The following is a 23,948-nucleotide window of genomic DNA, read 5'->3' as shown; positions in this document are numbered from 1 at the left end:
GCGGGTCAGCCCAGGTAGAGCGGGAAACGGGTCGTCCGCCCCCCGAGTGCGGCCTGCTCCGCGCCGGTGGGGGAGCGTCTGCCCGTGCCCACCAGCAGCGCGTCCACGTCGGTCAGGGACGCCGGGAACGCCTCGCCGGCGATGCCCTCCAGCATCTCCCGCGACCGGCGCAGTCCGGCCGCGGGAGGCTGCTGGGCGCGGGGGAGGTGGGCGATCAGGTCGAGGTGGTGCAGCGTCCACTCCAGCACGTACGCCGAGAGGTAGTCCGCCACGGTCAGGACCTCGTCACGGGTGCCCACCCGTCCGGCCGGGTCCGCGAGCAGGGCGGCGCGGCCCGCCGCGGAGCCGACGTCGTCCAGGTGGAACGTCAGCAGGTGCGGATCCTCGTACGCGGCGGCGAGCCGGACCGTCAGCGCGTCCAGCGGGTCGTCACCGGCCGGCGGCGTACCGGAGACCTCCCAGTACGTCAGCGCGTCGCGGGTCGGCTCACGGTCGGACGGGGTCGCCAGCGTGATGAGGACGTCCTGGGCGTCGATGACCAGATGGCACACCAGGTCCCGCACCAGCCAGCCGGTGCAGCCGGAAGGACGCCCGAAATCCTCGTCACCGAGGGCGGCGACCGCCGCACGCAACGCCGTCCAGGACTGTGAGAAGAGATCCACCCTCGGGAACGTAGTGCGGTGCCGTGGGGGTGAACAAGTGCGTTTCGGGGCATTCGAGGAGGTACCAAGGCAGGAGCGGACCGCCGTCCCCGGCGACCGTCCCGCGGCCGGTGCACGCGTGCGCCTCCGCGGGACCCACGCAGACGGAAAGTGGTGAGCAATGGCCGTCATGGAACCCGCAGTACCGACCGTGGCCGGTGAGGACGCCGAACGCCCGGCCACCCCCGGAGAGCCGCAGGAGCGGCTCTCCTCGCCCGTGTCCTCGCACACCGAGTGGGATCCGCTGGAGGAGATCATCGTCGGCCGCCTGGAGGGCGCCACGATCCCCTCCGACCACGACGTGGTCACCTGCAACGTGCCGCCGTGGGCCGGGCGGCTGCAGGGCCTCGCGGCGGGTTTGCGCTATCCGCGGCTGCTGGTGGAGAAGGCGCAGGCGGAGATCGACGCCTTCGTCGACCTGCTGGAGTCCCTCGGCGTCACCGTCCGGCGCCCCGACGCTGTCGACCACCGGCGCCGCTTCGGCACCCCCGACTGGACCTCCCGGGGCTTTTGCAACACCTGCCCCCGCGACAGCATGCTGGTGATCGGCGACGAGATCATCGAGACCCCGATGGCCTGGCCGTGCCGGTACTTCGAGACGCACTCCTACCGTCCGATCCTCAAGGACTACTTCCGCCGCGGAGCGCGCTGGACCGCGGCGCCCAAGCCCCAGCTGACGGACGAGCTGTTCGACCCCGACTTCACGGTCCCCGGACCCGGCGAGCCGATGCGGTACATACTCACCGAGTTCGAACCCGTCTTCGACGCCGCGGACTTCGTCCGGGCGGGCCGGGATCTGTTCGTCACCCGCAGCAACGTCACCAACCGCATGGGCGTGGACTGGCTGCGCCGCCACCTCGGGCCGGGCTACCGCGTCCACGAGATCCCCAGCCGCTGCCACACACCCATGCACATCGACACCACCTTCGTGCTGCTCGCCCCGGGAAAGGTGCTCGTCAACCCCGAGTACATCGACGTCGACGACCTGCCCGCCGTCCTGGACTCCTGGGACGTCCTGGTGGCGCCCGAGCCCGACCCGATCAGGGACCGGCTGCTCAAGGTGACCTCGCTGTGCGGCAAGTGGCTCAGCATGAACGTCCTCATGCTCGACGAGAAGCGCGTGATCGCCGAGCGGCACCACACCGGCATGCTGCGCGCCCTGGAGAAGTGGGGTTTCGAGCCCATCCCCTGCGACCTGCTGCACTACGCGCCGTTCGGCGGCTCGTTCCACTGCGCGACCCTCGACGTCCGGCGCCGCGGCCCGCTGCAGTCCTACTTCGACTGAACCGGCGGCGCACGGTCCCCGCCCCGCGATCGGCTCGCGGGCGAACAGGTCATGTCGACCGGCCTGGGGTACGGCCGGTCGTGCCTGGCACGCCCCGGCCGCGGGGCGACAGGTCCCGTCGGATGTCTCAGACTCGAGGTAGGGGGCTGGTCGATCGCTTGAGGGGCCGGACCGATGCATGACGTGCCGCTGTGGCTGTGGATGGCGTTCGCCGTGACCGTGCTGGTCTCGCTCGCGGTCGATCTCCTGGCGCACCGGCAGGCCCACGTGATCGGCTTCCGCGAGGCCGCTGCGTGGAGCGGGGTGTGGGTGGGACTCGCGGTCGTCTTCGGTGTCGTCGTCTTCTGGGTGGTCGGCACCGACGCGGGCGTCGAGTACACCACCGCCTGGCTGCTCGAGAAGAGCCTGTCCGTCGACAACCTCTTCGTCTTCGCATTGATCTTCGGGTACTTCCAGGTGCCGCGCGCTTACCAGCACCGCGTACTGTTCCTCGGCGTCCTGGGCGCTCTGGTGTTCCGCGGCGTCTTCCTCGCCGCCGGCGTGGCCGTGGTCAGCCGCTTCACGGCCGTCCTGTTCGTCTTCGCCGCCATCCTCTTCTGGAGCACCTACAAGATCCTCAAGGGAGAGGACGACAGCTTCGACCCCGGTAAGAGCGTCGCCGTCAAACTGCTCCGCAAGATCATCCCGGTCCGGGACGACTACGCGGGCCCTCACTTCTTCGTCAAGGAGGCCGGGAAACGGGTCGCCACCCCGCTGCTCGCCGTCGTCGCCGCGATCGAGGCCGCCGACCTCGTCTTCGCCGTCGACAGCGTCCCCGCCGTCCTGGCCGTCAGCAGCGACGCCTTCATCGTCTACACCAGCAACGCCTTCGCCATCCTCGGCCTGCGCGCGCTGTACTTCATGCTCGCCGGTCTGCTCGACCGCTTCCACTACCTCAGCAAGGGCCTGGCACTGATCCTGGCCTTCATCGCCGTCAAGCTCATCCTCCAGGCGTCCCACAAGACGATCAGCACCGCCGTTCCCGAGATCCCCTCACCCGTGAGCCTCGTGGTCATCGCCGCCGTGCTGACCGTCTCCATCGCACTCAGCATGCTGCGCCCCCCGCCTGCCCGCGACGACGAAGGACGGTCCGACACGGACGGCGCCGGTCCCGCCGGCGATCTCCCCGCCGACCGCCTTCCGGACGGCGGCGAGCCGGAACAGCCCGATTCCGCACACCGCCCTCCGAACTCCTGAGACCCGGCACGCGGGCAAGGACGCCAGGCCCCTCGGCCGACCCGAAGTCCCGAGCCCGCTGAAGTGAATGCACCAAGGTCCTACCAAGTTCAGGCAAAGCGGACGTAAAGTGGCGTTATGGACGCTGAACGCACAACCGAGGCGGTCCGCCGGTCCGCGAGCGTCTGCCGCTCCTGCAGGCAGCCGGTCGACACCGTGCTGGAACGGCACAAGACGATGGGCGTCTACGTGCCCCGCTGGACCGCAGGCCCTTGCCACAACTCGCACTGCGACCAGTACGTACCGGAACAGGTGCCGGTCAGTGCGCTGCCCAGGACCGCCTGGAAGGCTCTCGTCGACCGGGCCCACCGTTGACTCGGCGACCCCTGGCGGAGGCGGTTGCCTTCCGCCTGGGCGTCCGTGAGCCGGTGGTCACGCCACGGCCGGCGGCGGGTCGGCCGTCCGCCCGCTCGGTGCGGGGTGGGGACGTCAGGAGAGGGTGCGGTCGGGGAGCGTGTCGTCGTCCCTGACGATGCCGAGCAGGTCCAGGGCGCCCTGGACGGCGCGGTCGAAGGGCGCCTCGGACTGTTCGGCGCGTGCGAGGGCGTAGCCGCCCTGGACGACGGCGGCCAGGGCGGCGGCGGTCTGCTCCGGCCGCAGGTGCGTGCCCAGTTCCCCGGCTGCCTGGGCTTCGCTCACGGCTTCGGTCAGGCAGTGGAGCAGGACCTCGAACGTCTCCTGGACGGGTGTGCGCAGGGCGTCGTCGGCGATGACGTCCGGATCGCCCGCCAGCCGCCCCACACTGCATCCCCGGAGCACGTCCCGCTCCAGCAGGAGGTAGGCGACGATCTTCTCCAGCGCGGAGCCGCTGCCGGAGAAGACCTCGCGGATCTGGGACTGCATGAGCTGCGCACTGCGCTGCTCGGCGGCCAGAGCGAGTTCGGGCTTGCCGCTGAAGTGGTGGTACATGCTGCCCTGGCCGACCCCTGACCGGCGCTGGATCGCGGTCGGGCTCGTGCCGAGATACCCCCGGTCCCACAGCAGTTGCCGGGTGGTCTCGATCAGACGTTCCTTGGCGGGGGGAGGGGCCGCGGACGGGGTCGGGGAGGGTCGGTCCATGCCTCCACCATACATACAGGTATGTATGGTGGGCCGGGAACGGCCGAGCGCCCCGCACCACGCCGCCCGTCAGGCAGCAGCAGGCGCGCTCCGGGCGGCCGGACGAACCGACGAGGGAGGACCCCATGGCACACGCGAACGCCGTAGAGATCGTGGAAGCGTTCTGGGCCCAGGTGTGGAACGCCCACGATGCGGAGAAGGTCGACGACTTCGTGGCGGAGGACTTCGTCATCACCAGCGGAGGCGTGCGCATCGAGGGGCGTGAGAACTTCAAGACCTGGATCAAGGGCTTCCTCGACCAGGTCCACGACCTGCGCCTGGAAGTGGTGGAGACCTTCCAGAGCCAGGACGGGAGCCGGGTCGCCTCGCGCTGGCGCGTGCACGGACGGAACAACGGCGTGCTGGGCACCGAGCCCGACGGGCGGCCGATCTCCTTCACGGGAACCGCGGTCTGGGCGGTGCGCGAGGACGGCAAGCTCCTGCACAACTGGGTGGAACGCTCCAGCTGGGAGCTGTATCGGCACCTGACCGCGCCGCCCGCCCCGACGCACTGACGCGGCCGGGCGGACACCGGGCGGCGACGAGCCCGACTCCGCCGGTCACGGCGGCAGGCGCTACCACCTCCCTGGCCGCTTGGCCGGCCATGAGGTGGCCTGCGCTCCTCCGTCTCGCCCCGACCACGTCTGGCTGCCCCACCTCGTCGAGCATCCGGGTCGGTGGAAGTCGTGGCCCGTGTCGCTCTCCGGATGATGAGGTTGCACGATGGCGAACCAGGATGAGGCCGCGACCGTCCGACCGTCGACGTCGGCCTGGGTGAGCCGGCACCTGAGGGCCGGCGAACGGGTGGTCGAGGCCGAGGCGCTCCCCGGCGGTATCACCGCCGACGTGTGGAAACTGAGCATCGGTACGCGGGACGGCCGCACCCGTGACCTGGTGCTGCGCAGCTACGTCGACCCGTGCTCCATGGAGCGCGCCGAGGACGGGCTGTTGAGGGAGGCCGGTGCTCTCACCGTGCTGGCGGGAACCGGCGTGCCGGCTCCCGCACTGGTGGCGGTCGATCCGACCGCCGCGCAGTGCGCGTATCCGTCGCTTCTGATGACCCATCTGGAGGGCCGGCCGGTCCTCCGGGACGAGGGAGTGGAGGCGCGCGTTCGCCTGCTGGCCCGTCAACTCGTGGCGATCCACGCCGTGCGCCCCGCTGAGCGACCCCGGGAGTACCAGGCGCTGACGACCTGCGGCAGCGTCGTGGTTCCCGAGGACGCCGACGCGGCCGCATGGGCGGCGGCGGTCGAGGTGATCCGCAGGCCCGTGCCGCGCTACGAGGGGCGCTTCCTGCACCGGGACTTCCAGCCCGGCAATGTGCTGTTCGAGGCGTCGCCCGCGTGCCCGGGCGGCGTCCGGCTCGCCGGCGTCGTGGACTGGGCGGCAGCCTCCTGGGGCCCGGCCGACCTCGATGTGGCGCACTGCTCGGTCAATCTCGCCCTGCTGCACGGCCCGGCTTGGGGTCTGCGGTTCGCCCAGGCGTACGAGGAGGCCGGCGGCGTCCCGGCTGCCGGCGTGACCGAGCGCCTGTACTGGCGCGTGCGGGACGCGCTGGCCGCATCGGAGGAGGTGCGGTCGGTGTCGCGACCGTGGCGGGAGGCCGGGAGGACGGAGCTGACGACGCGAGTTGTCGAGCAGCGGCTGGACGCCTATGTCACGGCCCTGATGGACGCGCCGGGCTGACACGCGGGACAGGGAGGCGATGCCCGGGAGCCGGCCGGCCGTGCGGACGTGGGAGACCGGTGGAGGCTGAGGCTCAGCGACGTGCCGCGGTGAGGGCTGCTGCCTCTGCCTGTGAGCTCACCTCGGCTGCGGCGTGTGCGGCCTTCCCGGTGAGCTTCCAGGTGATCATGCGCAGGGCGGTCGCCGGAGCGGGCGGGAAGACGCCGAGTTGCCCGAGCATGGTGATGTCGTCGCGTACCGCCTGGTGGGTGATCACCTTGCCGTCGCGCAGGGCGAGAACGTGGATCTGCTCGAAGTCGATCTCTCGTCCGGTGGCGGGGACGGCCTGGTCCGGAGAGCCGTCGCGGAAACGCACGAAGGGGCCCGTGTGGTGCCCTTGCATGCGCAGGCGGACCCAGACCTGTCCCTCGTCGCCGGTGATGTCCGTGATCGGGAAGCGCAGCTCGCTGAAGGCGGCCCGCATCCAGGCCCCCGAGGCGAGGACGCCGGCGGGACCCGGTAGGGAGCAGGCGGAGGGCGCCACGGCTGCCTCACGGTTGCGGAAGTCGGCCGCGACCACCTCGGCGGCCAGCTTCGCGTCTCCGGTCTCCAGAACGCCGAACAGTCCGTGTGCGAGCTCGGTGCTGGTCATTGCCATGATCGGTCATGCCTCTCGTCCGATGGGGGCCGTGGGTGTGGCCCTCAATTAAGGTAACAGGTGACCTAATCAATAGTGCACCAAGGAAGTGCATAGGATGGGGCGGTGCCCCCGAAGCGCTCCTACGTCTCCCCCCTGCGCGCGCAGGCCGCCGCGCGAACGCGGGAGCAGATCCTCCAGCAGGCCACCGAGTTGTTCGCCGAGCGCGGCTACGGACTGGTGACCGTCGCGGACATCGCATCCGCAGCCGGTGTCTCCTCCAAGACGGTGTTCGCGAGCGTCGGCAGCAAGAGCGACATCCTGGACCGGATCGTGGACCAGGGCGTCGCTGCGTCCGGCCACGAGCAGGCCGTACGGCAGCTCCTCGGCCTGGACCGGCCCGAGGCCGTTCTGGAGGCACTGGCGCGCGGCACCAGAGCCGGCAACGAGGAGCATTTCCGCGTGCACGAGGCGATCCACAAGGCGCTGCCGGTGCACGAGAACGGAGGGGCACTGTGGCAGCGCGCCACAGCGGCGTACCGGGAGGCCCTGGTCACGGCCGCGCACCATCTGCATTCACTGACCGCCCCGCCCTCGTGCACCCCGCAGGAGACGGCAGACGCTCTGTGGTACTGGTTCGGCCCGTCCGGCTGGCGCACCCTCGTGGTCGACAACGGCTGGCCCTGGGACCGCGCTGAGGAGTTCCTGCGCCGCACGGCCACGGTCACGCTGTACACCCCTCGATGAGCGTCCACCGGTTCCCGTGTCGGTGCGGACCGGCCGCTGCGGGTACAGCGGCCATGGTCCGTCAGCCGAGCAGGGCCTGGATCCCGGAGTGGCCGAAGAATCCGGGAAGCCCGCCGGTGTGCATCAGGACGGTCGTCTCACCGGGGCGGATGTCCCCGTCGCGGACGGCGGCACGCAGTCCGGCGAGGGCCCGGCCTGTGTAGACGGGGTCCAGGACCACGCCTTCGCACCGGGCGGCCAGCGACAGGGCGTCGGCCGTCTGCGGGGTCAGTGTTCCGTAGCCGGCGCCGATCTGGTCGGTACGCACCCGCAGTTCCTCGACTGCGAGGGGAGTCGGTGTGAGGGCCGCCGCGTACTCGTGGACGGCCGCCACCGCTTCGGGCCGGGCTCCGGTGTCCACTCCGAGGACGCGCCGGGCTCCGGCGGCGGCCACCAGCCCGGCCATGGTGCCGCCCGAGCCGAGGGCCACGACGATGTGCCGGACGCCGGGGCACTGCTCGAGCAGTTCCCTGCCGGCGTCCCGGTAGCCTCGCGCACCGAGGACGCTGGAGCCGCCGAAGGGGATCACGGCGGGGGCCGCGCCCGCTCCGCGCAGTTCCTCGGCGGTCTGGCGGGCCCGGGTCTCGAGACCCTCGCCGTCGGCGTCGCCGGCCCAGACCAGGCGGGCGCCGAGCAGGCTGTCGAGCAGGAGGTTGCCGGACGCCGCGGCCGGCGGTTTGCCCGGGAGGACGAGTACTGCGTCCAGGCCGAGGCGGGCTGCGGTTGCCGCGGTCAGGCGGGCGTGGTTGCTCTGGGCGGCGCCGGTGGTGATCAGGGTGTCCGCGTGCCCGGCCAGGGCTCCCGCCACCGTCCATTCGAGTTTGCGGATCTTGTTGCCGCCTCCGGCGAGGCCGGTGAGGTCGTCGCGTTTGATCCACAGGTCCTCCGCGCGCAGCCCGAGGGCCGTGGCGAGCCGGGGAGCCGGTTCCAACGGCGTGGGCCATGTTCCCAGTCGCAGAGGCGAGAAAGGCGGGTCGGCCGGGTCTGTGTCGCCCTGTCCCGGCGCGGTGTCACGAAAGTCCATGAAGGTCTCCTGTCCCTGAAGCGGTCCGGCAGGCATGCTGTTCTCCGTCGGTGGCTCTGCTCCGTAAGCGGCTCCCCTCCGTCGGCGGTTCGGCTCGGGCCCGCTCAGCGCAGCAGGGGGAGGCTGCCGGTGAGACGGTCGACCGCCTTGCGGGTGCCGTAGAGGGCGATGGCCGCCCGCTCGAGCCTTTTGTGGGGGTGGAGGCGACCAGTTCGGTGAGTTCGGCACAGCTGTCGGTCGTCTGCGCCACCGCCGGGAACTCGCAGAGGCCGACGCCCCGTTGGACGGCGAGGTCACAGATGCGGGAGAGCTCCGCGCGGTCGGCACGGAGCACCGGCAGGCCCGTCGTATACGTTCCGCTATGCGCTGTGCCGTCGGCGTCTTCGCGGGGAGTGCCCAGCAGGTGGGGCATCGACGCGCCGACGATGAGGCCGGTGACGCTCACCGCATTGGCAAGACGCCGGGGGGCAGGTCCTGGTCGACGACGATGACGAGCCGCTCGACGACGGATGCACAGGTCTCGTTCATGCTTCTCCTCCGTTGCGGGCCCGCACGTTCCCGGCCAGCCGGTGCAGCAGCTCCGGCACGTCGTCCATGCCGGTGCGGACCTCGATGAAGACCATGCGGTCGGTGGTGTGTGCGGCCGTGTGCAGGGCCGCGTCCAGTTGGGCGGGCGTGACCGCACTCAGCACCAGGGCGTCGGCGGCACCGAGTGCGGCCGGCACCGCCTGCCAGTTCCAGACAGCGATGTCGTTGTAGGCGGCACGCGGGCCGTGGATCGCCCGCTCGACGGTGTAGCCGTCGTTGTTCACGAGGACGATGACGGGGTTCAGGTGCTGCCGGGCGAGGGTGCCGAGTTCCTGGATGGTCATCTGGGCGGAGCCGTCACCGATCAGCAGCAGTCCGCGCCGCGTGCGATCCGCGAGCTGGGCGCCCAGCAGCGCGGGCAGTGTGTAACCGATCGAACCCCACAGTGGTTGTGCGATGAATCGTGCTCCGCCGGACAAGGGTTCGGTGCACATGCCGAAGAACGAGGTTCCCTGCTCGGCGATCACGGTGGTGTCCGAAGTGGTCCAGGAGGCCACCGCCCTCCAGAGGTGGTCCTGGGTCAGCGGTCCGGCCGAATCGACCGGGTCGGGCGGGGCCGCCACTGGCAGGGGTGCTCGCTTCGGGCCGGCGAAGCGGCGTCCGACGAGTTCGGCGAGGACGCCGAGCCCCGCCACCAGGGGCACCCCGTCGAAGCGCTTACCGTCCACGCTCGCGGAGTGCGGACCCAGATCGATGCCCGCCTCCGTGTCGAAACGGTGGGTGAAGCCGCCGGTCGTGGTGTCCGCCAGGACGACACCGGCCCGGATCAGCAGGTCGGCGCCCTCGACGGCCGCGCGTGCCGCGGGAGCGGCGAGCTCGCCCGAGTACACGCCCGTGAAGCCCGGAGTGTCCGCAGGCAGCACCGTTTTCCCTGAGGACAGGACGGCCCAGGGCAGCGACCCCGCGTCGAGCAGGCCGGCGAGGGCACTCCGTGCCTGGAACCGGTCGACCAGGAAGTCCGCCAGTACGGCGGCGCTCCGGGCCGAGTCGATCCGCTCCTCGGCGGCGGTCCGGAAGGCGGCGAGGTCCTTCGCACTCACCTCGCGTGGCCGGCGCAGCGTGCCGGCGGGGCTTCGGACCTGGGCGAGCGCCACGTCCGAGGGCAGGCGCAGGTAGCCGGGTCGGCTCTCGTGCAGCGCGGCGGAGAGCACCCGGTCGATCTCGCGGGCGGCGTTGTCCGGCCGCAGCACGGCCGACGCGCAGACCACGGGGGCGTGGGCCCGGGCGAAGCGGTCGTAGTCACCGTCCGCGGCCGTGTGGTGGACGACGGCCCCGGCTCGCTCGGCTGCCTGGGAGGGGCCGACTGTGACATGCACAAGGGGCACGCGCTCGGCGTAGCTGCCGGCGATGCCGTTGACGGCGCTCAGCTCACCGACACCGAACGTGGTCAGCAAGGCTCCGAAGGAGCGTGTGCGGGCGTAGCCGTCGGCCGCGTAGGCGGCACCCAGTTCGTTGGCGGTTCCCACCCACGAGATGTGGGGGGAGGCGAGGACGGTGTCCAAGAATGCCAGGTTGTAGTCACCTGGCACGCCGAACAAGTGGTTCACGCCGAGGGACGCGAGACGGTGCAGCAGGTAGTCTCCGACCGTGACCGTCGGGGATGGTTCAGTCGTATTCATGCGCCTCAGCCTCGTCGCGCGGACCCGGCCCTCACCAGAGAGGATTGCGAGAACGAGGCGACGGGAGAACTGTGGAAACCACAGAACCCGGCTGACGTGTGCGGCCCGGCTGACGTGTGCGGCCCGGCTGCCGGCCGGAGGAAGGGGCGCGGTGGAATGGCGGGCAAGTCCTCCGGGGAGCCTTCGTCTCCGGACCACTCGGCAGGTTCCACGCGAGAGGGCCAGGAGGCGATCGTCGCGCTGTGCCGCGCGGTGAGCGACGACCTGGACGACCTGGTTCCCGGCATCGTCGACCTCATTCGCCGGGAAGTCCGCGGCTACGCGGTGGTGGAACGCGCCGAGCACGAGCATGCCGTGACCGTGCAGTACCAGGGGTTGCTCACCGGCCTGATCACACGTCGGCCTCCCACCCGCGAGGAGAACGAGCGAGCCCGGGAACTGGGGCGCAGCCGGGCTCGGCAGGGACTGGCGTTGGAGTCCGTGGTCAGCGCCTACCACGTCGGCTACCGCGAGATGTGGAACATCCTGCTGCACAGGGCCGGCCCCGACGACCCGGCCATGCGCTCGGAACTGGCAGGCCTGGTAGGCACGGTGTGGATGTGGATCGAGCGGGCGAGCAGCGCGGCGGCCGACGCGTACGGCGAGACCGTGCGTGCCGAGGACGCCGCTCGGCTTTCCCTCACGCACCGCTTCCTCGGAGCACTGATGGCGGGCGGCCCGCTCGTGACGGAGCACGCCCACATGGCGCACATGCTCGGGTTCGACCCCGGCGGCCTGTTCCAGGCCGTGTGCTCGCCGGGCGAGGCGTGGGCCGAGCAGGACATCGCGGAACTGCGTCACCGGCTGCGCCGTTCGCGGGGCGTGATGCTGTGCGCCGGCCGGGACAACGTGCTGATGGCCGTCTTCCAAGGGATGTCCGCTGACGTATTCCTCGACGCCCTGAGCGCCGTCAACCCTCGGGCCCCGGCGGGGGTCGGTCTGGCTCGGAAGGGACTGGCCGGGGCAGGGGTGAGTCTCATGGACGCGATGGAGGTGCTGCCCGTTTCCGGCAGCGGTGTGGGTCGTTTCGCGGACGACTGGCTGACGGCGACCGTCCGGCCCCGGTCGGACAGGCTGAGCGCCCTGCTCGGCCCGTGTGTACGAGTGGGCCGGGAGCACCCCGATCTGGCGGAGACCATCCGGGCCTTCGCCCGGCACGGCTTCTCCCTGACCGACACAGGTCGCGCCCTGCACATCCACTCCAACACCGTCAGGTACCGGCTGGACCGCTGGCAGCAGCTCACCGGGTTCGATGCACGCACCTGGGCCGGACTGAGCGCCAGCGTGGTCGGCCTCGACCTGTCCGGCCGCTTGGATGTGTGACCACGCAGGCGGACCACGACGCGACGGTGCGCGTACCGCGGGGCTGTACACCGGTGTCGGAGGGGGCAGGTCGCCGAAGGCGGTGAGCAGGCCGACGCCTGGCCGCCGGGCCGAGTGCATCGCAACGCGTCGGTCCGCTCATGGCCGGGTTCGGCCGGTCCCGGCACGGACGCGGCCGATCAGCCCCGCAGGCGGGCGGTCAGGCGGGCCAACAGGGAGACGCAGTCGCGTAGTTGCTGCTGTTCCGCTGCGCTGAGTGTCTCACTGATGGCGGTGCCGAGCCGGTCCGAGCGCTGGCTTCGCTCGCTGCGCAGGCGGGCTCGTCCGGTTTCGGTGATGTGGACGAGGAGCTTGCGCCGGTCGGTCGGATGGGGTTCGGTGCGCACGAGCCCACCGGCGCGCAGGTCCTTGACGGTCTTGGCGGACGATTGGTGCGTGACCCCCCGGCGTTGGGCCAGTTCGGCCGTTGTCTGCGGGCCGGTGCGGTCGAGGTGGCCGAGGACCGCGGCTTCGCCGGAGGGCATGGTGTCCACGGTTCGTACGGTGCGGACCAGTTCTCCGATCACCTGCCGCAGGTCTTCTGCCAGGGTGTCCTCCTCGTTCATGGGGTGCATCCTATGTGCGTCGCGCAATCAGCGTGTACAACCGGGTTGTATTTCTGGGTGAGGCTTCAGTGTGACGGGCGGGGTGGTCGGCTGTGACTGCCGACGTCTGGCCGGGCGGGTTCACCGAGGGGCAGCACGTTGCGCCGATGGACGGTGTTCCAGAACTGTGCCGCTGCCGTGTAGGCGGCGGCGGTCGCGCACGCGATCAGGAGCCAGGCGCCGGCGCGGGTGAGGACGGCGAGGCTGCCCAAGGCGCCGACGGTCTTGGCCAGCAGGCCGACGCCGGACAGGAACACCGTGATCTCGAGTGCGCGGTTCAGGGCGGGGGTGGCACCGAGGAGGATGAAGGCGAACACCGTCCAGCAGGCGAGGTAGCAGCCGAGGGTGACGTGGTCGGTGGGGGCAAGCAGGTGCACGCCGGTCAGCCAGTCGGTCACGCCGATGGTGATCCAGAACAGGCCGAAGGCGGTGAACGAGGTCGCCCCGAAGACGTTGCGGGTCCGGTACTCCTGCAGCCCCGCCAGGAGTTGAGCTCCACCGCCCAGGAAGACGGCGACACCTGTGCCGAGACCCGCCCGTTCCACCTGTCCGGTGTCGGGGAGGTTGCCCATGAAGGTGCCCAGGGCGAAGGCCCACAGACCGAGCGTGTCCGGACTGGCCAGGCGCGGTTCGTCCCGGTCCCGCATGTGTTGATCAGCGGGTGCTTGATGTGGAGGTGAGGTCATCGCGGTCCGCACTCCTGCCACAGGGCGCGGGTGTCGGGCAGGGGATCGGCGGTGGTGGGATTGACCGCCGCTCCGATGCCTTCCACCGCCGTGACCAGCGTCCGGCCGGGGGAGAGGGTGGTGCCGGCCGCGGACGTCCGGCCGGGCGTGCCGGTGAGGATGACGTCGCCGGGTTCCAGGGTGAGGAAGGTGCTGCAGTAGGCCAGCAGTTCGGCAGGGGTGAACAGCAGATCGCTGGTGGACCCGCGCTGCCATTCGACGCCGTCGACGGTGAAGGTGACGGTCAGGTCGCGGGCGTTGTCGAGTTCGTCGGGTGTCACCAGTACGGGTCCGAGCGGGGTCGAGCGGTCGAACACCTTGCCCTGGAGCGCTTCGGTGGTGCGGTGCTGCCAGTCCCGCAAGGACATGTCGTTGGCCACGGTGTAGCCGGCGATGGCCTCGTCCGCCTCCTTCACGCCGGCACGGCTCAGGCGCCGTCCGACGATGACGGCCAGTTCCGCCTCACCGTCGACGTGGTCGCTGATCCGCGGCAGTGTGATGTCGTCGCGAGGGCCGGTGAGTGTGGAGGGGAACTTGGCGAAGAACGTCGGGTAGGCGGGGGTGGGGCGTTCCAGCTGCTGGATGTGGCTGCGGTAGTTCAGGCCGATGCACAGAATGTGCGCCGGGGAGGGGGAGACGCGGGCGTAGTGAGCGGTCCGCGCGTCGACCTCCCCGGTTTCCGTCAGGTGCTCGCGGCGCAGGTAGGCGTCGACGGCGTGGGAGGCGTCGACGAGGACGGCGCGGTCACCTTCGATGCGGGCCGCGGTGAGGGTGTCGTCGATGCGGAGGGTGGCGAAGCGCACGGCTGCTCCTTGCGTGGCCGGGTTTCACAGCTGGATCGTGGTGCCGGGGGTCAGGCGGGTGATGGGGGTGCCGGTCAGGCCGTTCTCGCCGAGGAGGGTGGCGGTGGACTGCTGGCCGAGGTCGCTGAGCATGAGCTCGTGGATCTGGATGATCTGCTCGGGCTCGACGGCGCGCACGTAGTCGGCGGCTTCGCCGAGCTTGGTCCAGGGCCCGCTCGTCGGCAGCAGGAGCGTGTGCACCGAGGCGTCGGGCACGAAGTAGGCGTCACCCGGGTGGTAGAGGACTCCGTCGTCGACGAGGTAGCCGACGTTGTCGGGGCACGGGATGTCCTCGTGGATCAGCGCGTGCCGATGGCCGTGCACGGTGATGGTGAACGGACCGAAGGCGAAGCTGTCACCGGCGGCGACGGCCCGGACGCGGCCGTCGTGGGAGCCGAGCCTGGCCACCACCGGGGTCGGCGCGTAGACGTGCAGGTCGGGCCGGGTCTGCAGGGCCGAGGACACGACCTCCTCGTCGAAGTGATCGAAATGCTCGTGGGTGATCAGCACGGCGTGGGCCCCGGACATGGCCTCGGCCGCTTCGGGTGTGAAGGTGCCGGGGTCGATGACGAGACGGGTGCCGTCCTTCTCCAGCGCGACGCAGGCGTGGGCGTACTTGGTGAATCGCATGGGAGGTCCTTCCTGGAACCGACGAGGTATACAACTAGACTGTACAACATAACTGCATGATCTTGCGGTTCGAGGAGGCCGGACTGCGGTACGGCGGCCGGCGACACACCCACGCGGCCGCCCGCACGTGGGCCGGTGGTTGGGGCAGCGACCCGTCGGGGCGCAGGCTCAGCGTGCCGACGCGGGGATCACTCGGCCCGTTCTTACGCGCAGGCCCGCGGCTCTTACCGTCGCGAGGCAGGCTTGCGGGCTGTGACCACGAATCCAGAGCTCGATCGGGCAGCCGCCGGCGGCTTGGGCCGGCGTGCCGAGCTGGGCGAGTTCCTGCGTGTCCGGCGGGCCCGGCTCACACCTCAGGACGCGGGTCTGCCGGAGTGTGGACGGCATCGCCGCGTGCCCGGGCTGCGCCGCGAGGAGCTGGCACAGCTCGCCGGGGTGTCCGTGGCGTACTACACGCGGCTGGAGCAGGGAGGCGGGCGCAGGGTGTCGGCTGACATCCTCGACGCCCTCGCACGCGCTCTGCAGCTGTCCGCCGCCGAGCACGCCCACCTCATGCGTCTGGGGAACCCGGAACCGCGCCGGAGAGAGGCGGCAGCGCCGGTCCGGCAGGTGCGGCCGGCCTTGCTGCATCTGCTGCATGCCATCGACAGCGTCCCGGTGTACGTCCTGGGGCAGCGAACGGACATCCTCGCCTGGAACCGGATGGCGGCGGCCGTCTTCGGCGACTGGGCGCAACTGCCGGCGGCGGAGCGGAACTGGGCGCGGCTGGTGTTCCTGAAGCCGGAGTACCGCGAGCTGTATGTGGACTGGGAAGTCAGGGCGTCGGAGGTGGTCGGCTGCTTGCGCAGGAACGCGAGCCGGCATCCGGACGATCCGCAGCTGTCCGCTCTGGTCGGCGAGGTCTCGGTGCGAGTGTGGAGTTCCGGCGGCTGTGGGCCGCCGGTGACACCCGGAGACAGAGCCGAGGCGCCGAACGGATACGGCATCCCGTCGTCGGCGAGCTCACTCTCCGCGCCGAGACCTTCGGCGTGCCCGACGGCAGTCAACAGGTCCTGATCACGCACCATGCGAAGCCAGGAACGGCTTCCGCCGAAGCTCTTCAGCGGCTCGCGAGCCGGGGGCCGGACGTCCCGTGTCGATGAGGCAGGCAGGGCCGGTGCCGGGGGCCGTGAGCGGCCGGAGGCAGCCATCGCCGCGCAGGCCGCCGACGGGGTTCCGGCACCGCAGGTGAGCGCGTCCTGCCCGCACGGGAAGGGGTCATTGCGACCTGCCGCACTACGCGCCGTTCGGCGTCGCGGCGCCCGTGCCTCCGTCCACCAGGGCCGCGAGCTCCTCCGGCGTCCGGGGGCAGGCCTGCGATCCGGTCACCAGGCCATGGGCGCGCAGCAGGTGCGCCGCCGCGGCCCCCCACGGCAGCCGCAGCCCCGCCGCGTGCAGCAGGTCGGTGCGGGCCAGGGCCACCTCGGCGGGCCCGGTGCGGACCCCGGACGGGGTGAGCAGCGCCGCGTCGTCGGCCCAGCGCAGCGCGAGGTCCACGTCGTGGGTGGCCATCACCACCGTGGTGCCGTTCGCACGCAGCCCGTCCAGGGTGGTGAGCAGCCGTTCCTGGCCGTCCGGGTCCAGTCCGGCCGTCGGCTCGTCCAGGATCAGCACACGCGGCCGCATCGCCACGGCGCCCGCGATGGCGGTCCGCTTGCGCTGGCCGTAGGACAGCAGGTGCGTGGGCCGGCCGGCCAGGGCGGTGATGTCCAGCGCCGCGAGCGCCTCCGTCACGCGCTCGCGCACCTGCCCGTCCGGCAGGCCGAGGTTCAGCGGCCCGAACGACACGTCCTGTTCCACGGAGGCCGCGAACAGCTGGTCGTCCGGGTCCTGCACCACCAGCTGCACCGTCGTACGCAGTCGCGTCAGACCCTTGCGGTCGTACGTCACCGGCCGACCTGCGACGGTCAACTCGCCCTCGCTCGGGCGCAGTCCGCCGCTGAGCATCCGCATCAGGGTCGTCTTGCCGCTGCCGTTGCGGCCGAGCAGCGCGAGCGCGCGTCCCTCGCGGACCGTGAAGTCGAGGCCGCTGAGCACGGCCGGGCCGTCCTCGTAGGCGAAGGAGGCGCCGCGCAGGGCGACGAGGGCGGGCTCGCTCACAGCGGCGGCCTTTCCAGGAGGACGGTGAGGAGGGCCAGTGCCGCGAGCAGCAGGCAACTGGCGGCCGTGAAGCGGAGGGAGACGCGCGCCTCGGGCACCAGGACGCGCAGCGTGCCGTCGTAGCCGCGCCCGGCCAGCCCGGCCTGGAGGCGGGAGGCCCGGTCGAAGGCCCGCACGAACGCCGTGGCGCCGAGGCCGGCCAGGGAACGCCACTCGGCGCGGCGGCCCGTGTGGCCGAGCCGCGCCGCCTGCGCCTGACGGACGCGGCGCACGGAGTCCAGCAGCAGGAAGCTCATCCGGTACGTCACCAGCGCCACGTCCACGACGGGCGCCGGGACGCCGGCCCGCACCAGCCGCGGCAGCAGATCGGACATGGGCGTGGTGAAGGCGAACAACAGCACGCCCAGCGAGGCCGCGGAGGTGCGCAGCATCAACTCCGCTGCCCGCGCCGGCCCGTCGGCGGAGAGCGAGACGAACCCGCCCGGCCCGCCGACCTGGACCAGCAAGGTCAGCGCGCCGGTGGCGCAGAAGCCCAGCGGCACCCGGTAGGCCCGCCACAGACGCCGTGCGGGCACACCGGCCGGACCGAGCAGCACCACGACGGCGGTGGCGAGCACCAGGGCCGCGCCCGGCCAGGGCGGCAGGCAGACGGCCAGTGCGGTGAGGCCGAGCCCGAGCACGGCCTTGTCCAGGGGATGTCGGCGGCGCCAGCGGCTGCTGTGCGCCGCCGCGTCGATCGGCAGCACCCGGACTCAGTCCTTCGCGGTGACGGACTCTCCGGCGACACCCGGGGGCACGGCCGCCGCCTCCCGCTCCAGCGCCCGCTGCTCGCCCTGCCGGCGCCCCCGGCGCAGCCCGAAGTAGTAGGCGAGGACTCCGGCGCCGAGCGCGGCCTGCAGGGCGAACAGGGCCGACTCGATCTCACCGGACGGCGGTTCGTACAGCGGGGAGAACCACGGCTCGTAGTCCGGCTCGATCTCGGTGATGGCCGTCTCGGCCTCGGCGTCGGCGCCTGTGAAGGGCTCCTCCTTGTGGTCGCCGAGGCCGAGCGCGAGCGGCAGCACCGCGAGCGCGGCGACGGCGAGCAGCAGCACCAGGTTGATCTTCGTGTTCCGGCTCATCGGGCCACCGCCTCGGTCTCGGTCCGCGTCCGCTCGCGGGGCGGCAGCACGCCCAGCCGGTTCAGCTCGCCCTTGCTGGACTGCACCAGCAGCCGCATCACGAGGACGGTCAGCAGTCCCTCGCTCACCGCGAGCGGAATCTGCGTGACGGCGAAGATGGTGCCGAACTTGCCGAGCGCGCCCAGGAAACCGCTGCCCGGGTCGGGGAAGGCGAGTGCCAGCTGCACGCTGGTGACGCAGTAGGTCGACAGGTCGGCGACGAACGCGCCGCAGAACACCGTCACCATCAACGGCACCTCGAACCGCCGCAGCAGCCGGTACACCGCGTACCCGGCCCAGGGTCCGACGATCGCCATGGAGAAGACGTTGGCCCCGAGCGTGGTCAGACCGCCGTGGGCGAGCAACAGCGCCTGGAAGAGCAGGGTGATGGTGCCGAGCACCGCCATGACGGGCGGCCGGAACAGGATGGCTCCCAGGCCCGTGCCGGTCGGGTGGGAGCAACTGCCCGTGACGGAGGGGAGTTTCAGCGCGGACAGGACGAACGTGAAGGCACCGGAGGCACCGAGCAGCAGGGTGCTCTCGGGGTGCTCGCGCACCTCACGGGTGAGTGACCGGACCCCGTGGACGACGAACGGCGCCGACGCGACGCCCCAGGCGACCGCGTGCGCCGGAGGCAGGAAACCCTCGGCTATGTGCATGGCTCAGCAGACCCTCTCCAGCACCTCGTGGATGGTTGACGCGCCTTGGCCGGTCTCCTGGCTGACGGGTACCACCGCCCGGACTCCGCCTTCCCGGGTCACGAGGACCCAGTGGCTGCCCGCGAGGGCCGGAGCCGGACTTCCCGATTCACAGTGGCGAGGGCCGCACCGGCATCACACCGGATTTCCCGTTCACCAAGGCCAGGTGACAATAAGGCCCGGATCAGGACGAGCACAACCCGCACCGGGGGCGCGCGAGGGGGCGCCCCCTCGCACACCGGCGCATCCGGGACGCCGCCGGGTGAGCATCCCGTGGGGTCAGTCGTCGCCCTCGTCCCCGCCGTCCTCGCCCTCGCCGTCCCCCTGCGGGGCCGGCGCTTGCTCCTGCTCCGGCTGCTCCGCCTCCGCCGGCCCCTCGGTACCCGTGTCCTGCGCGGGAGTCATGCCGGGAGCCGACGGCGTGGGGGGCTGGTCGGTGGGCGGGGTGCCGGCCGGCGTGACGTCGGCCACCGTCCCGGTGGCCGGCGTGGTGGCAGCCGCCGGACCGGAGTCCGGCCGCGATCCGGACGCCGGGCCGGGGGTCGCCCCGGCGGCGGGGGTGCTCGCGGTGGGGGAGGGGCCCGGGTCCGTGCCCTCCGTGGCGGTGTCGTCCGGCGAGAACCACTGCATGCCGATGAGCATCGCGGCGACGAAGAGCGCCGCGGCCGCGACCGCCGCGACGGCCTTCGGACGGTTCCCGCTCCCGCCGCCGCCCCGCCGTCCGCCCCGCCCGGGACGCCCTGCCTGCGCCGCGCGGGCCGCGCCGCGGGGCCCGGGTGCGGCGGGCAGGGCGTAGGTGGTCGGGCTGCTGGTCTCCGCACCCGGATACGGGGCTTGACCGGAGGACGCGGGCCGGGGCTGCGGTCGCGGGGGCGGCGACACCTCCGGCAGCGGTTCGGGCAGCCCCCGCCAGGCACCGCCCGCGAACCACTCGGCCGCCTGCTGCGCGGTGGGCCGGTCCTCGGGCTGCTTGGCGAGCAGGCCGAGCAGGTAGTTCTCGAACGCCGGCGGCAGACCGGCGACCCCCAGCTCGCGCGGCGGCACGGGAACGGCGTCGAGGTGCTGGTGCAGCAGGGCGACGGCGCTGTCCGCCTCGAACGGCGGCCGGCCGCTGAGGAGCTGGTACAGCACACAGCCCAGCGAGTACATGTCGGAGGCGGTACCCGCCGGTTTGCCCAGGGCGCGTTCGGGCGCGAGATACATGCCGGTGCCGACGATCTGGCCGGTGGCGGTGAGCGCGGCGCCGGGGTCGTCCATGAAGCGCGCGATGCCGAAGTCGCCGATCTTCAGGTTGCCGCGGGCGTCGAGCAGCAGGTTGGCGGGTTTGACGTCCCGGTGGACGATGCCCTGGGCGTGCGCGGCGGCGAGCCCGGCCGACGCCTGAGCGGCCAGGACGGCGACCCGCTCCGCCGGCAGCGGACCCGACTTCGTGAGCACCTGGGAGAGGCTGTCGCCGTCGACCAGTTCCATCACCAGGTAGAGCCGGTTGTCGAACTCGCCGAAGTCCAGCACGCCCACCACGTGGGGGTGGTTCAGGCGCCCGGCGGTCTGGGCCTCCAGCCGGAACCGCGAGGTCGCCGTGGCGTCGGTGTCCTGGGGCAGCAGCAGCTTGAGGGCCACCGCTCTGGCGAGCGTCTCGTCGTACGCACGCCAGACCTCTCCCATTCCACCGCGCCCGATCTCCACATCCAGCCGGTAGCGGCCCGCTAGCAGCACTCGTCCTCGTCTCACGCTCAGGGGAAGGTCCGTCGCCGCAGGCCGAACTCCCCGCACAGGCGCGGGGATTGGTAGGGGCTGCCGCAGCCGCCCCAGGATACTGGCGCGGCGCGCCCCCGTTGTCCCGGGCGTCGGGGCCCTCCGCCGCCGACGGAGACGGGCCCGCGTCATGGTGCACGTGCGCACCCGCGGGCGCCACCGCAGCCGCCCCGGTGCCGTCCCGCCCGTCCGCCGGGCCGGTCACCGTCCCGGCGCGCCCCTCCGGGCGCGGCAACCTGACCACCGCCCCGGCCGGGACGGCCGCCACCGCGCCCACGGGACGGCCGCCACCGCCGCCCACGGGACGGCGGCCGGAGCCGGCCACGACACGCCGGCCGGGAGGCGCGTGCCGAGCGCAGGGATCCGGTGACCGTGCTGCCCCCGGGACGATCGGTCCGGGGACGGGCGACGACGCACCCGCGCAGAGGCCGAGCCGCCCTCCTCGGCGAGGTCGGGCACCCGGGCGCGGGCGACCGGCACGACCAGCCTCCGCCCCGCCGTGAGCAAGATCACGGCTCCCGGGGGCCACCGGCGCCAGCCCGTCAGCACCGTCGGCACCCGGTCCGTCGCCCGGAGCCACCACGGTCTGCGGGAACCGGACGGAGAAGCTCGGCACCGTCGCCGGCACGGTCGTCGGCGCATGGGTGAAGGCCGGTTGCAGAAGGCCGACGTGCACCCGGCGCCTCCGTGTCGACCGGGCCGGGACGCCCGGCGACCGACCAGGCCGCGCCTGAGCGACTGCCGTCCAGCACCAGCCGGGCCCGACAGGGCAATTCGCGGGCGAGGCAGCGCGATCACCCAGCCCTCAGCGGTCGTGGACGGGTGGCGGCAGAGCCTGGCCGACGTGACCGACCAAGCGGCGGCACGCGACCCCCCGGTCGGCAGAAGCGATGGTGGTCACGGTGACGAACACAACGCGCACCGACGCCACCAGGGCCCCGCCGCACACTCCTGTTCCGCAACGGCCCTCCGCGGCACGGAGCGACCAGGGCAACGAGGCCGGAGCCGGTCCGGCAGCCGTCCCAGGCCGGCGGGCGGCCGAGGTCACGCAGGGGCGCCGAGCGGTGGGTGCTCGAGTACACGGGGCTTGTACTCGACCAGCTGGATGCGGCCGTCGAACGTGCGGTGCTCGGTCATCTCGAGTGCGACGTCCGGATACCCGTCGTAGATGCGTTCTGCGCCCGTGGCCCCGGTGATCACCGGGAACATCACGACCCGGAAGCGGTCGACGAGTCCGGCTCGCAGCAGGGACCGGCACAGGCTGAGGCTGCCGATCGTGCTGAGGAGCCCCGAGCCAGTCGACTTCATGGCGCGGACCGCCTCGACGGCGTCGTCGCGGACGAGCGTGGAGTTGGCCCATGCCAGCGGCTCCTCGAGGGAGGAGGAGAACACCACCTTGGGCGCTCGCGTGAGCTCGTCGACGGACGCCTCCTCCTCGGGCCTGAAGTCCTCCTGGCCGTCCGGGACCTCGCCTGCGGCGAAGCCCGACATCAGGCGGTAGGTGTTCGCTCCCATCAGGTAGGTGGCCTCGGGCTGCTCGCCGAGCCATGCGAGGTACTCCGGGCCCTCCAGGCCCCAGAACCCGGGCCATCCCTCTCCCGACGCACAACCGTCGAGGGAGGTGATGAAGTCGATGAGAAGCTCGGACATGGTGGTTCCCCTTCCTGAGGTGTCACGAGCTTGGACCGGCCGGGAGCCGCGAACTCATCGGCCGGACGGTTCGCGGGGAGCGGCGGTTCGATCCCTGCCGCTGCCCGGCTCACCCACCCCGGAGCGCACGGCCGTAAGAGTTCCGTCATCTCTGCGGGCTGTGACCCGCCGGTCGGTCCGCGTTGAATGGGTGAGGTCGTACGGGACTTCCACAGGGGGCAGGCGATGATGAGGCGCGCGGGAAAGGCTTCGCCGACCAGGCCGTTGGTCATGGCGGTGCTGGCGGTGGCCGTTGCCGGGGGCGGGTTCGGGATGTACTGGTTCCAGCCGTGGAGGCTGTGGCAGGACGAAACCGTCCAGGAGGCCCTGCCCGAAGCCGTGGCCACCCCTGCCCCGCCCACGGGACCGGCCGGGACGCCGCCCTCACCGGCCGGGCCGCGGACGCTGGCGAGCGGCGCCCTGATCAGCCACGAACACGCGACCTCGGGCACGGTGGAACTCGTGCGGCTGCCCGATGGCTCCCACGTCGTCCGGCTGGAGAACCTCGACACCAGCAATGGACCGGATCTGCGCGTGTGGCTGACCGACGCACCCGTGAAGGAGGGCAAGGCCGGCTGGCACGTCTTCGACGACGGCAAGCACGTCAGCCTGGGCAAGCTCAAGGGCAACAAGGGCAGCCAGAACTACGTCCTGCCCGACCGCGTCGACCTCGCCCTCTACACCAGCGTCAGCATCTGGTGCGACCGCTTCGACGTCTCCTTCGGCGCTGCCGAACTCGCCCGCGCCTGAGAGTCCCGTCCTTGCAGCTCGGCAACTCCGGTCCCCGGGGACCGGAAAGCCGCCGACCGAACTCGGCGCGCGGCCGGCGGCGCCCTCAGGCCGCCATCAGCGCCGCCAAGGCGCGGTCCATCTCGGCGTTGAACTCCTCCGGCGCCAGCGGCAGACGGGACTTCACGTCTCGACTCCACTGGTCGGCGAGGACTTCGGCGGAGCCCGCCTCGACCCCGTCGAGGGCCGTGTCGGCCAGGTCGGACGGTGCGATCTTGTCCACCTGCCAGCCCGCGGCCATGTCGGTGTCGGCCAGACCGAGGTGCACCGCCGTGACGAGCGTGCCCTGCTCGGCGAGCTCCAGGCGGACACCGTTGGTCATCGCCCAGGCGGCTGCCTTGGTCAGGTGGTAGGCGTTGGCACCCTTGCCCCCGAACCACGACATGGCGGAGAGGACGTTGACGATCGCGCCCCCGCCGTTCCTCGCGAGCGTCGGCGCGAAGTCCCGGATCATGGCCAGGTGGCCGAACAGGTTGGTCTCCAGTTCGTGCCGCACCGCGTCCAGCGAACCGGTCACCAGGTCGGTCCCCGTACTGATCCCCGCGTTGTTGACGAGCAGCGAGACGTCCGGGGCGGCGTCGGCGGCGGCCCGCACGGATGCGGGGTCGGCGATGTCGAGGGGCAGCACCTCGACCCCGGGCAGATCCACGGTCTCCGGTCGACGGGCGGTCGCGTAGACCTTGCGGGCGCCTCGTTCGAGCAGACGCTGGGCGAAGGCGCGGCCCAGGCCGCGGTTGGCTCCTGTGACGAGGGCTACGGAGTTGTTGATGTCCATGGCCGTTACGCTAAAACCTGACGCTGACGTCAGAGGCAAGCACTGAACTTCGAGACCGCGGG

At 71.9% G+C, this 23,948-nt stretch carries 25 protein-coding genes, 1 pseudogene and 1 riboswitch; of the genes and pseudogenes, 9 read left to right on the top strand and 17 right to left on the bottom strand.

What is annotated here, in order from left to right; all coding sequences use genetic code 11:
* Positions 1-5: 5 nt before the first annotated feature.
* A complete protein-coding gene (locus tag Q5694_RS29555) occupies positions 6-662 on the bottom strand; it encodes a maleylpyruvate isomerase N-terminal domain-containing protein (protein ID WP_333936508.1) in 657 nt (218 codons plus the stop codon).
* A gap of 169 nt (positions 663-831) precedes the next feature.
* Here Q5694_RS29555 and Q5694_RS29550 point away from each other — a divergent pair, with 169 nt between their 5' ends.
* From Q5694_RS29550 to Q5694_RS29540, 3 genes are all read left to right on the top strand, one after another.
* Positions 832-1,986: an amidinotransferase gene (locus Q5694_RS29550; protein WP_333936507.1), complete on the top strand. Its 1,155-nt coding sequence runs from the start codon at positions 832-834 to the stop codon at positions 1,984-1,986.
* A gap of 174 nt (positions 1,987-2,160) precedes the next feature.
* Complete coding sequence (locus Q5694_RS29545) at positions 2,161-3,222, top strand: TerC family protein (RefSeq protein WP_333936506.1); 1,062 nt, start codon at positions 2,161-2,163, stop codon at positions 3,220-3,222.
* A 117-nt stretch (positions 3,223-3,339) separates the two neighbouring features.
* Positions 3,340-3,576 carry a hypothetical protein gene (locus Q5694_RS29540; protein ID WP_333936505.1) on the top strand — a complete coding sequence of 79 codons (237 nt, stop codon included), beginning with the start codon at positions 3,340-3,342 and terminating at the stop codon, positions 3,574-3,576.
* Between the two features lie 114 nt (positions 3,577-3,690).
* On the opposite strand, the gene Q5694_RS29535 is transcribed toward Q5694_RS29540, so the two are convergent.
* Entirely contained in the window at positions 3,691-4,320 is a 630-nt protein-coding gene (locus Q5694_RS29535; RefSeq protein ID WP_333936504.1) for a TetR/AcrR family transcriptional regulator, read from the bottom strand.
* A 125-nt stretch (positions 4,321-4,445) separates the two neighbouring features.
* On the opposite strand from Q5694_RS29535, the gene Q5694_RS29530 reads away from it, so the two are divergent.
* Both Q5694_RS29530 and Q5694_RS29525 read left to right on the top strand, forming a co-directional pair.
* Positions 4,446-4,874, top strand: coding sequence for an ester cyclase (locus Q5694_RS29530; RefSeq protein ID WP_333936503.1), 429 nt, complete (start codon positions 4,446-4,448; stop codon positions 4,872-4,874).
* A 208-nt stretch (positions 4,875-5,082) separates the two neighbouring features.
* Entirely contained in the window at positions 5,083-6,045 is a 963-nt protein-coding gene (locus tag Q5694_RS29525) for a phosphotransferase family protein (protein ID WP_333936502.1), read from the top strand.
* Between the two features lie 73 nt (positions 6,046-6,118).
* On the opposite strand, the gene Q5694_RS29520 is transcribed toward Q5694_RS29525, so the two are convergent.
* The gene (locus Q5694_RS29520) at positions 6,119-6,676 is read right to left on the bottom strand and encodes an ester cyclase (RefSeq protein ID WP_333936501.1); all 558 of its coding nucleotides are present in this window, start codon (positions 6,674-6,676) and stop codon (positions 6,119-6,121) included.
* 111 nt (positions 6,677-6,787) lie between these two features.
* Here Q5694_RS29520 and Q5694_RS29515 point away from each other — a divergent pair, with 111 nt between their 5' ends.
* Positions 6,788-7,408 (top strand): TetR/AcrR family transcriptional regulator, encoded by a 621-nt coding sequence (locus tag Q5694_RS29515; RefSeq protein ID WP_333936500.1) that lies wholly within the window; start codon positions 6,788-6,790, stop codon positions 7,406-7,408.
* 61 nt (positions 7,409-7,469) lie between these two features.
* Here Q5694_RS29515 and Q5694_RS29510 read toward each other — a convergent pair whose 3' ends face one another.
* The 3 genes from Q5694_RS29510 to Q5694_RS29505 are packed head-to-tail and all read right to left on the bottom strand — an operon-like array spanning position 7,470 to position 10,678.
* Positions 7,470-8,471 (bottom strand): D-cysteine desulfhydrase family protein, encoded by a 1,002-nt coding sequence (locus Q5694_RS29510; protein ID WP_333936499.1) that lies wholly within the window; start codon positions 8,469-8,471, stop codon positions 7,470-7,472.
* Positions 8,458-8,982, bottom strand: a complete 525-nt coding sequence (locus tag Q5694_RS34935) for a DUF2000 family protein (RefSeq protein WP_443040965.1) — start codon at positions 8,980-8,982, stop codon at positions 8,458-8,460. Before Q5694_RS34935 ends, Q5694_RS29510 begins: the two co-directional genes overlap by 14 nt.
* A gap of 13 nt (positions 8,983-8,995) precedes the next feature.
* Positions 8,996-10,678: an alpha-keto acid decarboxylase family protein gene (locus Q5694_RS29505; protein ID WP_333936498.1), complete on the bottom strand. Its 1,683-nt coding sequence runs from the start codon at positions 10,676-10,678 to the stop codon at positions 8,996-8,998.
* A gap of 156 nt (positions 10,679-10,834) precedes the next feature.
* On the opposite strand from Q5694_RS29505, the gene Q5694_RS29500 reads away from it, so the two are divergent.
* Positions 10,835-12,040 (top strand): PucR family transcriptional regulator, encoded by a 1,206-nt coding sequence (locus Q5694_RS29500; RefSeq protein WP_333936497.1) that lies wholly within the window; start codon positions 10,835-10,837, stop codon positions 12,038-12,040.
* A gap of 179 nt (positions 12,041-12,219) precedes the next feature.
* Here Q5694_RS29500 and Q5694_RS29495 read toward each other — a convergent pair whose 3' ends face one another.
* From Q5694_RS29495 to Q5694_RS29480, 4 genes are all read right to left on the bottom strand, one after another.
* Positions 12,220-12,645, bottom strand: coding sequence for a MarR family winged helix-turn-helix transcriptional regulator (locus Q5694_RS29495; RefSeq protein ID WP_333936496.1), 426 nt, complete (start codon positions 12,643-12,645; stop codon positions 12,220-12,222).
* Positions 12,646-12,710: 65 nt separating this feature from the next.
* A complete protein-coding gene (locus Q5694_RS29490) occupies positions 12,711-13,331 on the bottom strand; it encodes an acetate uptake transporter (protein ID WP_333936495.1) in 621 nt (206 codons plus the stop codon).
* A 35-nt stretch (positions 13,332-13,366) separates the two neighbouring features.
* Complete coding sequence (locus Q5694_RS29485; RefSeq protein ID WP_333936494.1) at positions 13,367-14,212, bottom strand: fumarylacetoacetate hydrolase family protein; 846 nt, start codon at positions 14,210-14,212, stop codon at positions 13,367-13,369.
* Positions 14,213-14,236: 24 nt separating this feature from the next.
* Positions 14,237-14,881 carry an MBL fold metallo-hydrolase gene (locus Q5694_RS29480; protein ID WP_333936493.1) on the bottom strand — a complete coding sequence of 215 codons (645 nt, stop codon included), beginning with the start codon at positions 14,879-14,881 and terminating at the stop codon, positions 14,237-14,239.
* Between the two features lie 252 nt (positions 14,882-15,133).
* On the opposite strand from Q5694_RS29480, the pseudogene Q5694_RS29475 reads away from it, so the two are divergent.
* Positions 15,134-16,023: pseudogene (locus Q5694_RS29475) on the top strand (helix-turn-helix domain-containing protein).
* A gap of 133 nt (positions 16,024-16,156) precedes the next feature.
* On the opposite strand, the gene Q5694_RS29470 reads toward Q5694_RS29475, so the two are convergent.
* From Q5694_RS29470 to Q5694_RS29445, 6 genes are all read right to left on the bottom strand, one after another.
* On the bottom strand, positions 16,157-17,020 hold the full coding sequence (locus tag Q5694_RS29470; RefSeq protein WP_333936492.1) for an energy-coupling factor ABC transporter ATP-binding protein: 864 nt from the start codon (positions 17,018-17,020) through the stop codon (positions 16,157-16,159).
* Positions 17,017-17,766: a cobalt ECF transporter T component CbiQ gene (gene cbiQ / locus Q5694_RS29465; RefSeq protein WP_333936490.1), complete on the bottom strand. Its 750-nt coding sequence runs from the start codon at positions 17,764-17,766 to the stop codon at positions 17,017-17,019. The genes Q5694_RS29470 and cbiQ overlap by 4 nt, the downstream gene beginning before the upstream one ends.
* 6 nt (positions 17,767-17,772) lie before the next feature.
* Positions 17,773-18,141, bottom strand: a complete 369-nt coding sequence (locus tag Q5694_RS29460) for an energy-coupling factor ABC transporter substrate-binding protein (protein ID WP_333936489.1) — start codon at positions 18,139-18,141, stop codon at positions 17,773-17,775.
* The gene (locus Q5694_RS29455; protein WP_333936488.1) at positions 18,138-18,839 is read right to left on the bottom strand and encodes an energy-coupling factor ABC transporter permease; all 702 of its coding nucleotides are present in this window, start codon (positions 18,837-18,839) and stop codon (positions 18,138-18,140) included. The genes Q5694_RS29460 and Q5694_RS29455 overlap by 4 nt, the downstream gene beginning before the upstream one ends.
* A gap of 30 nt (positions 18,840-18,869) precedes the next feature.
* A riboswitch (cobalamin riboswitch) is annotated at positions 18,870-19,054 on the bottom strand.
* A 103-nt stretch (positions 19,055-19,157) separates the two neighbouring features.
* A complete protein-coding gene (locus Q5694_RS29450; RefSeq protein WP_333936487.1) occupies positions 19,158-20,609 on the bottom strand; it encodes a serine/threonine-protein kinase in 1,452 nt (483 codons plus the stop codon).
* 1,068 nt (positions 20,610-21,677) lie between these two features.
* Positions 21,678-22,283, bottom strand: a complete 606-nt coding sequence (locus tag Q5694_RS29445; RefSeq protein WP_333936486.1) for a dihydrofolate reductase family protein — start codon at positions 22,281-22,283, stop codon at positions 21,678-21,680.
* A gap of 270 nt (positions 22,284-22,553) precedes the next feature.
* Here Q5694_RS29445 and Q5694_RS29440 point away from each other — a divergent pair, with 270 nt between their 5' ends.
* Entirely contained in the window at positions 22,554-23,072 is a 519-nt protein-coding gene (locus tag Q5694_RS29440; protein WP_443040960.1) for a DM13 domain-containing protein, read from the top strand.
* 85 nt (positions 23,073-23,157) lie between these two features.
* Here Q5694_RS29440 and Q5694_RS29435 read toward each other — a convergent pair whose 3' ends face one another.
* Positions 23,158-23,886 (bottom strand): SDR family oxidoreductase, encoded by a 729-nt coding sequence (locus Q5694_RS29435; protein WP_333936485.1) that lies wholly within the window; start codon positions 23,884-23,886, stop codon positions 23,158-23,160.
* Between the last annotated feature and the right edge of the window lie 62 nt (positions 23,887-23,948).

The sequence above is a fragment of the Streptomyces sp. AHA2 genome (assembly GCF_036857595.1).
GTDB lineage: Bacteria > Actinomycetota > Actinomycetes > Streptomycetales > Streptomycetaceae > Streptomyces.
This window is presented reverse-complemented; position numbering and strand designations above follow the sequence as displayed.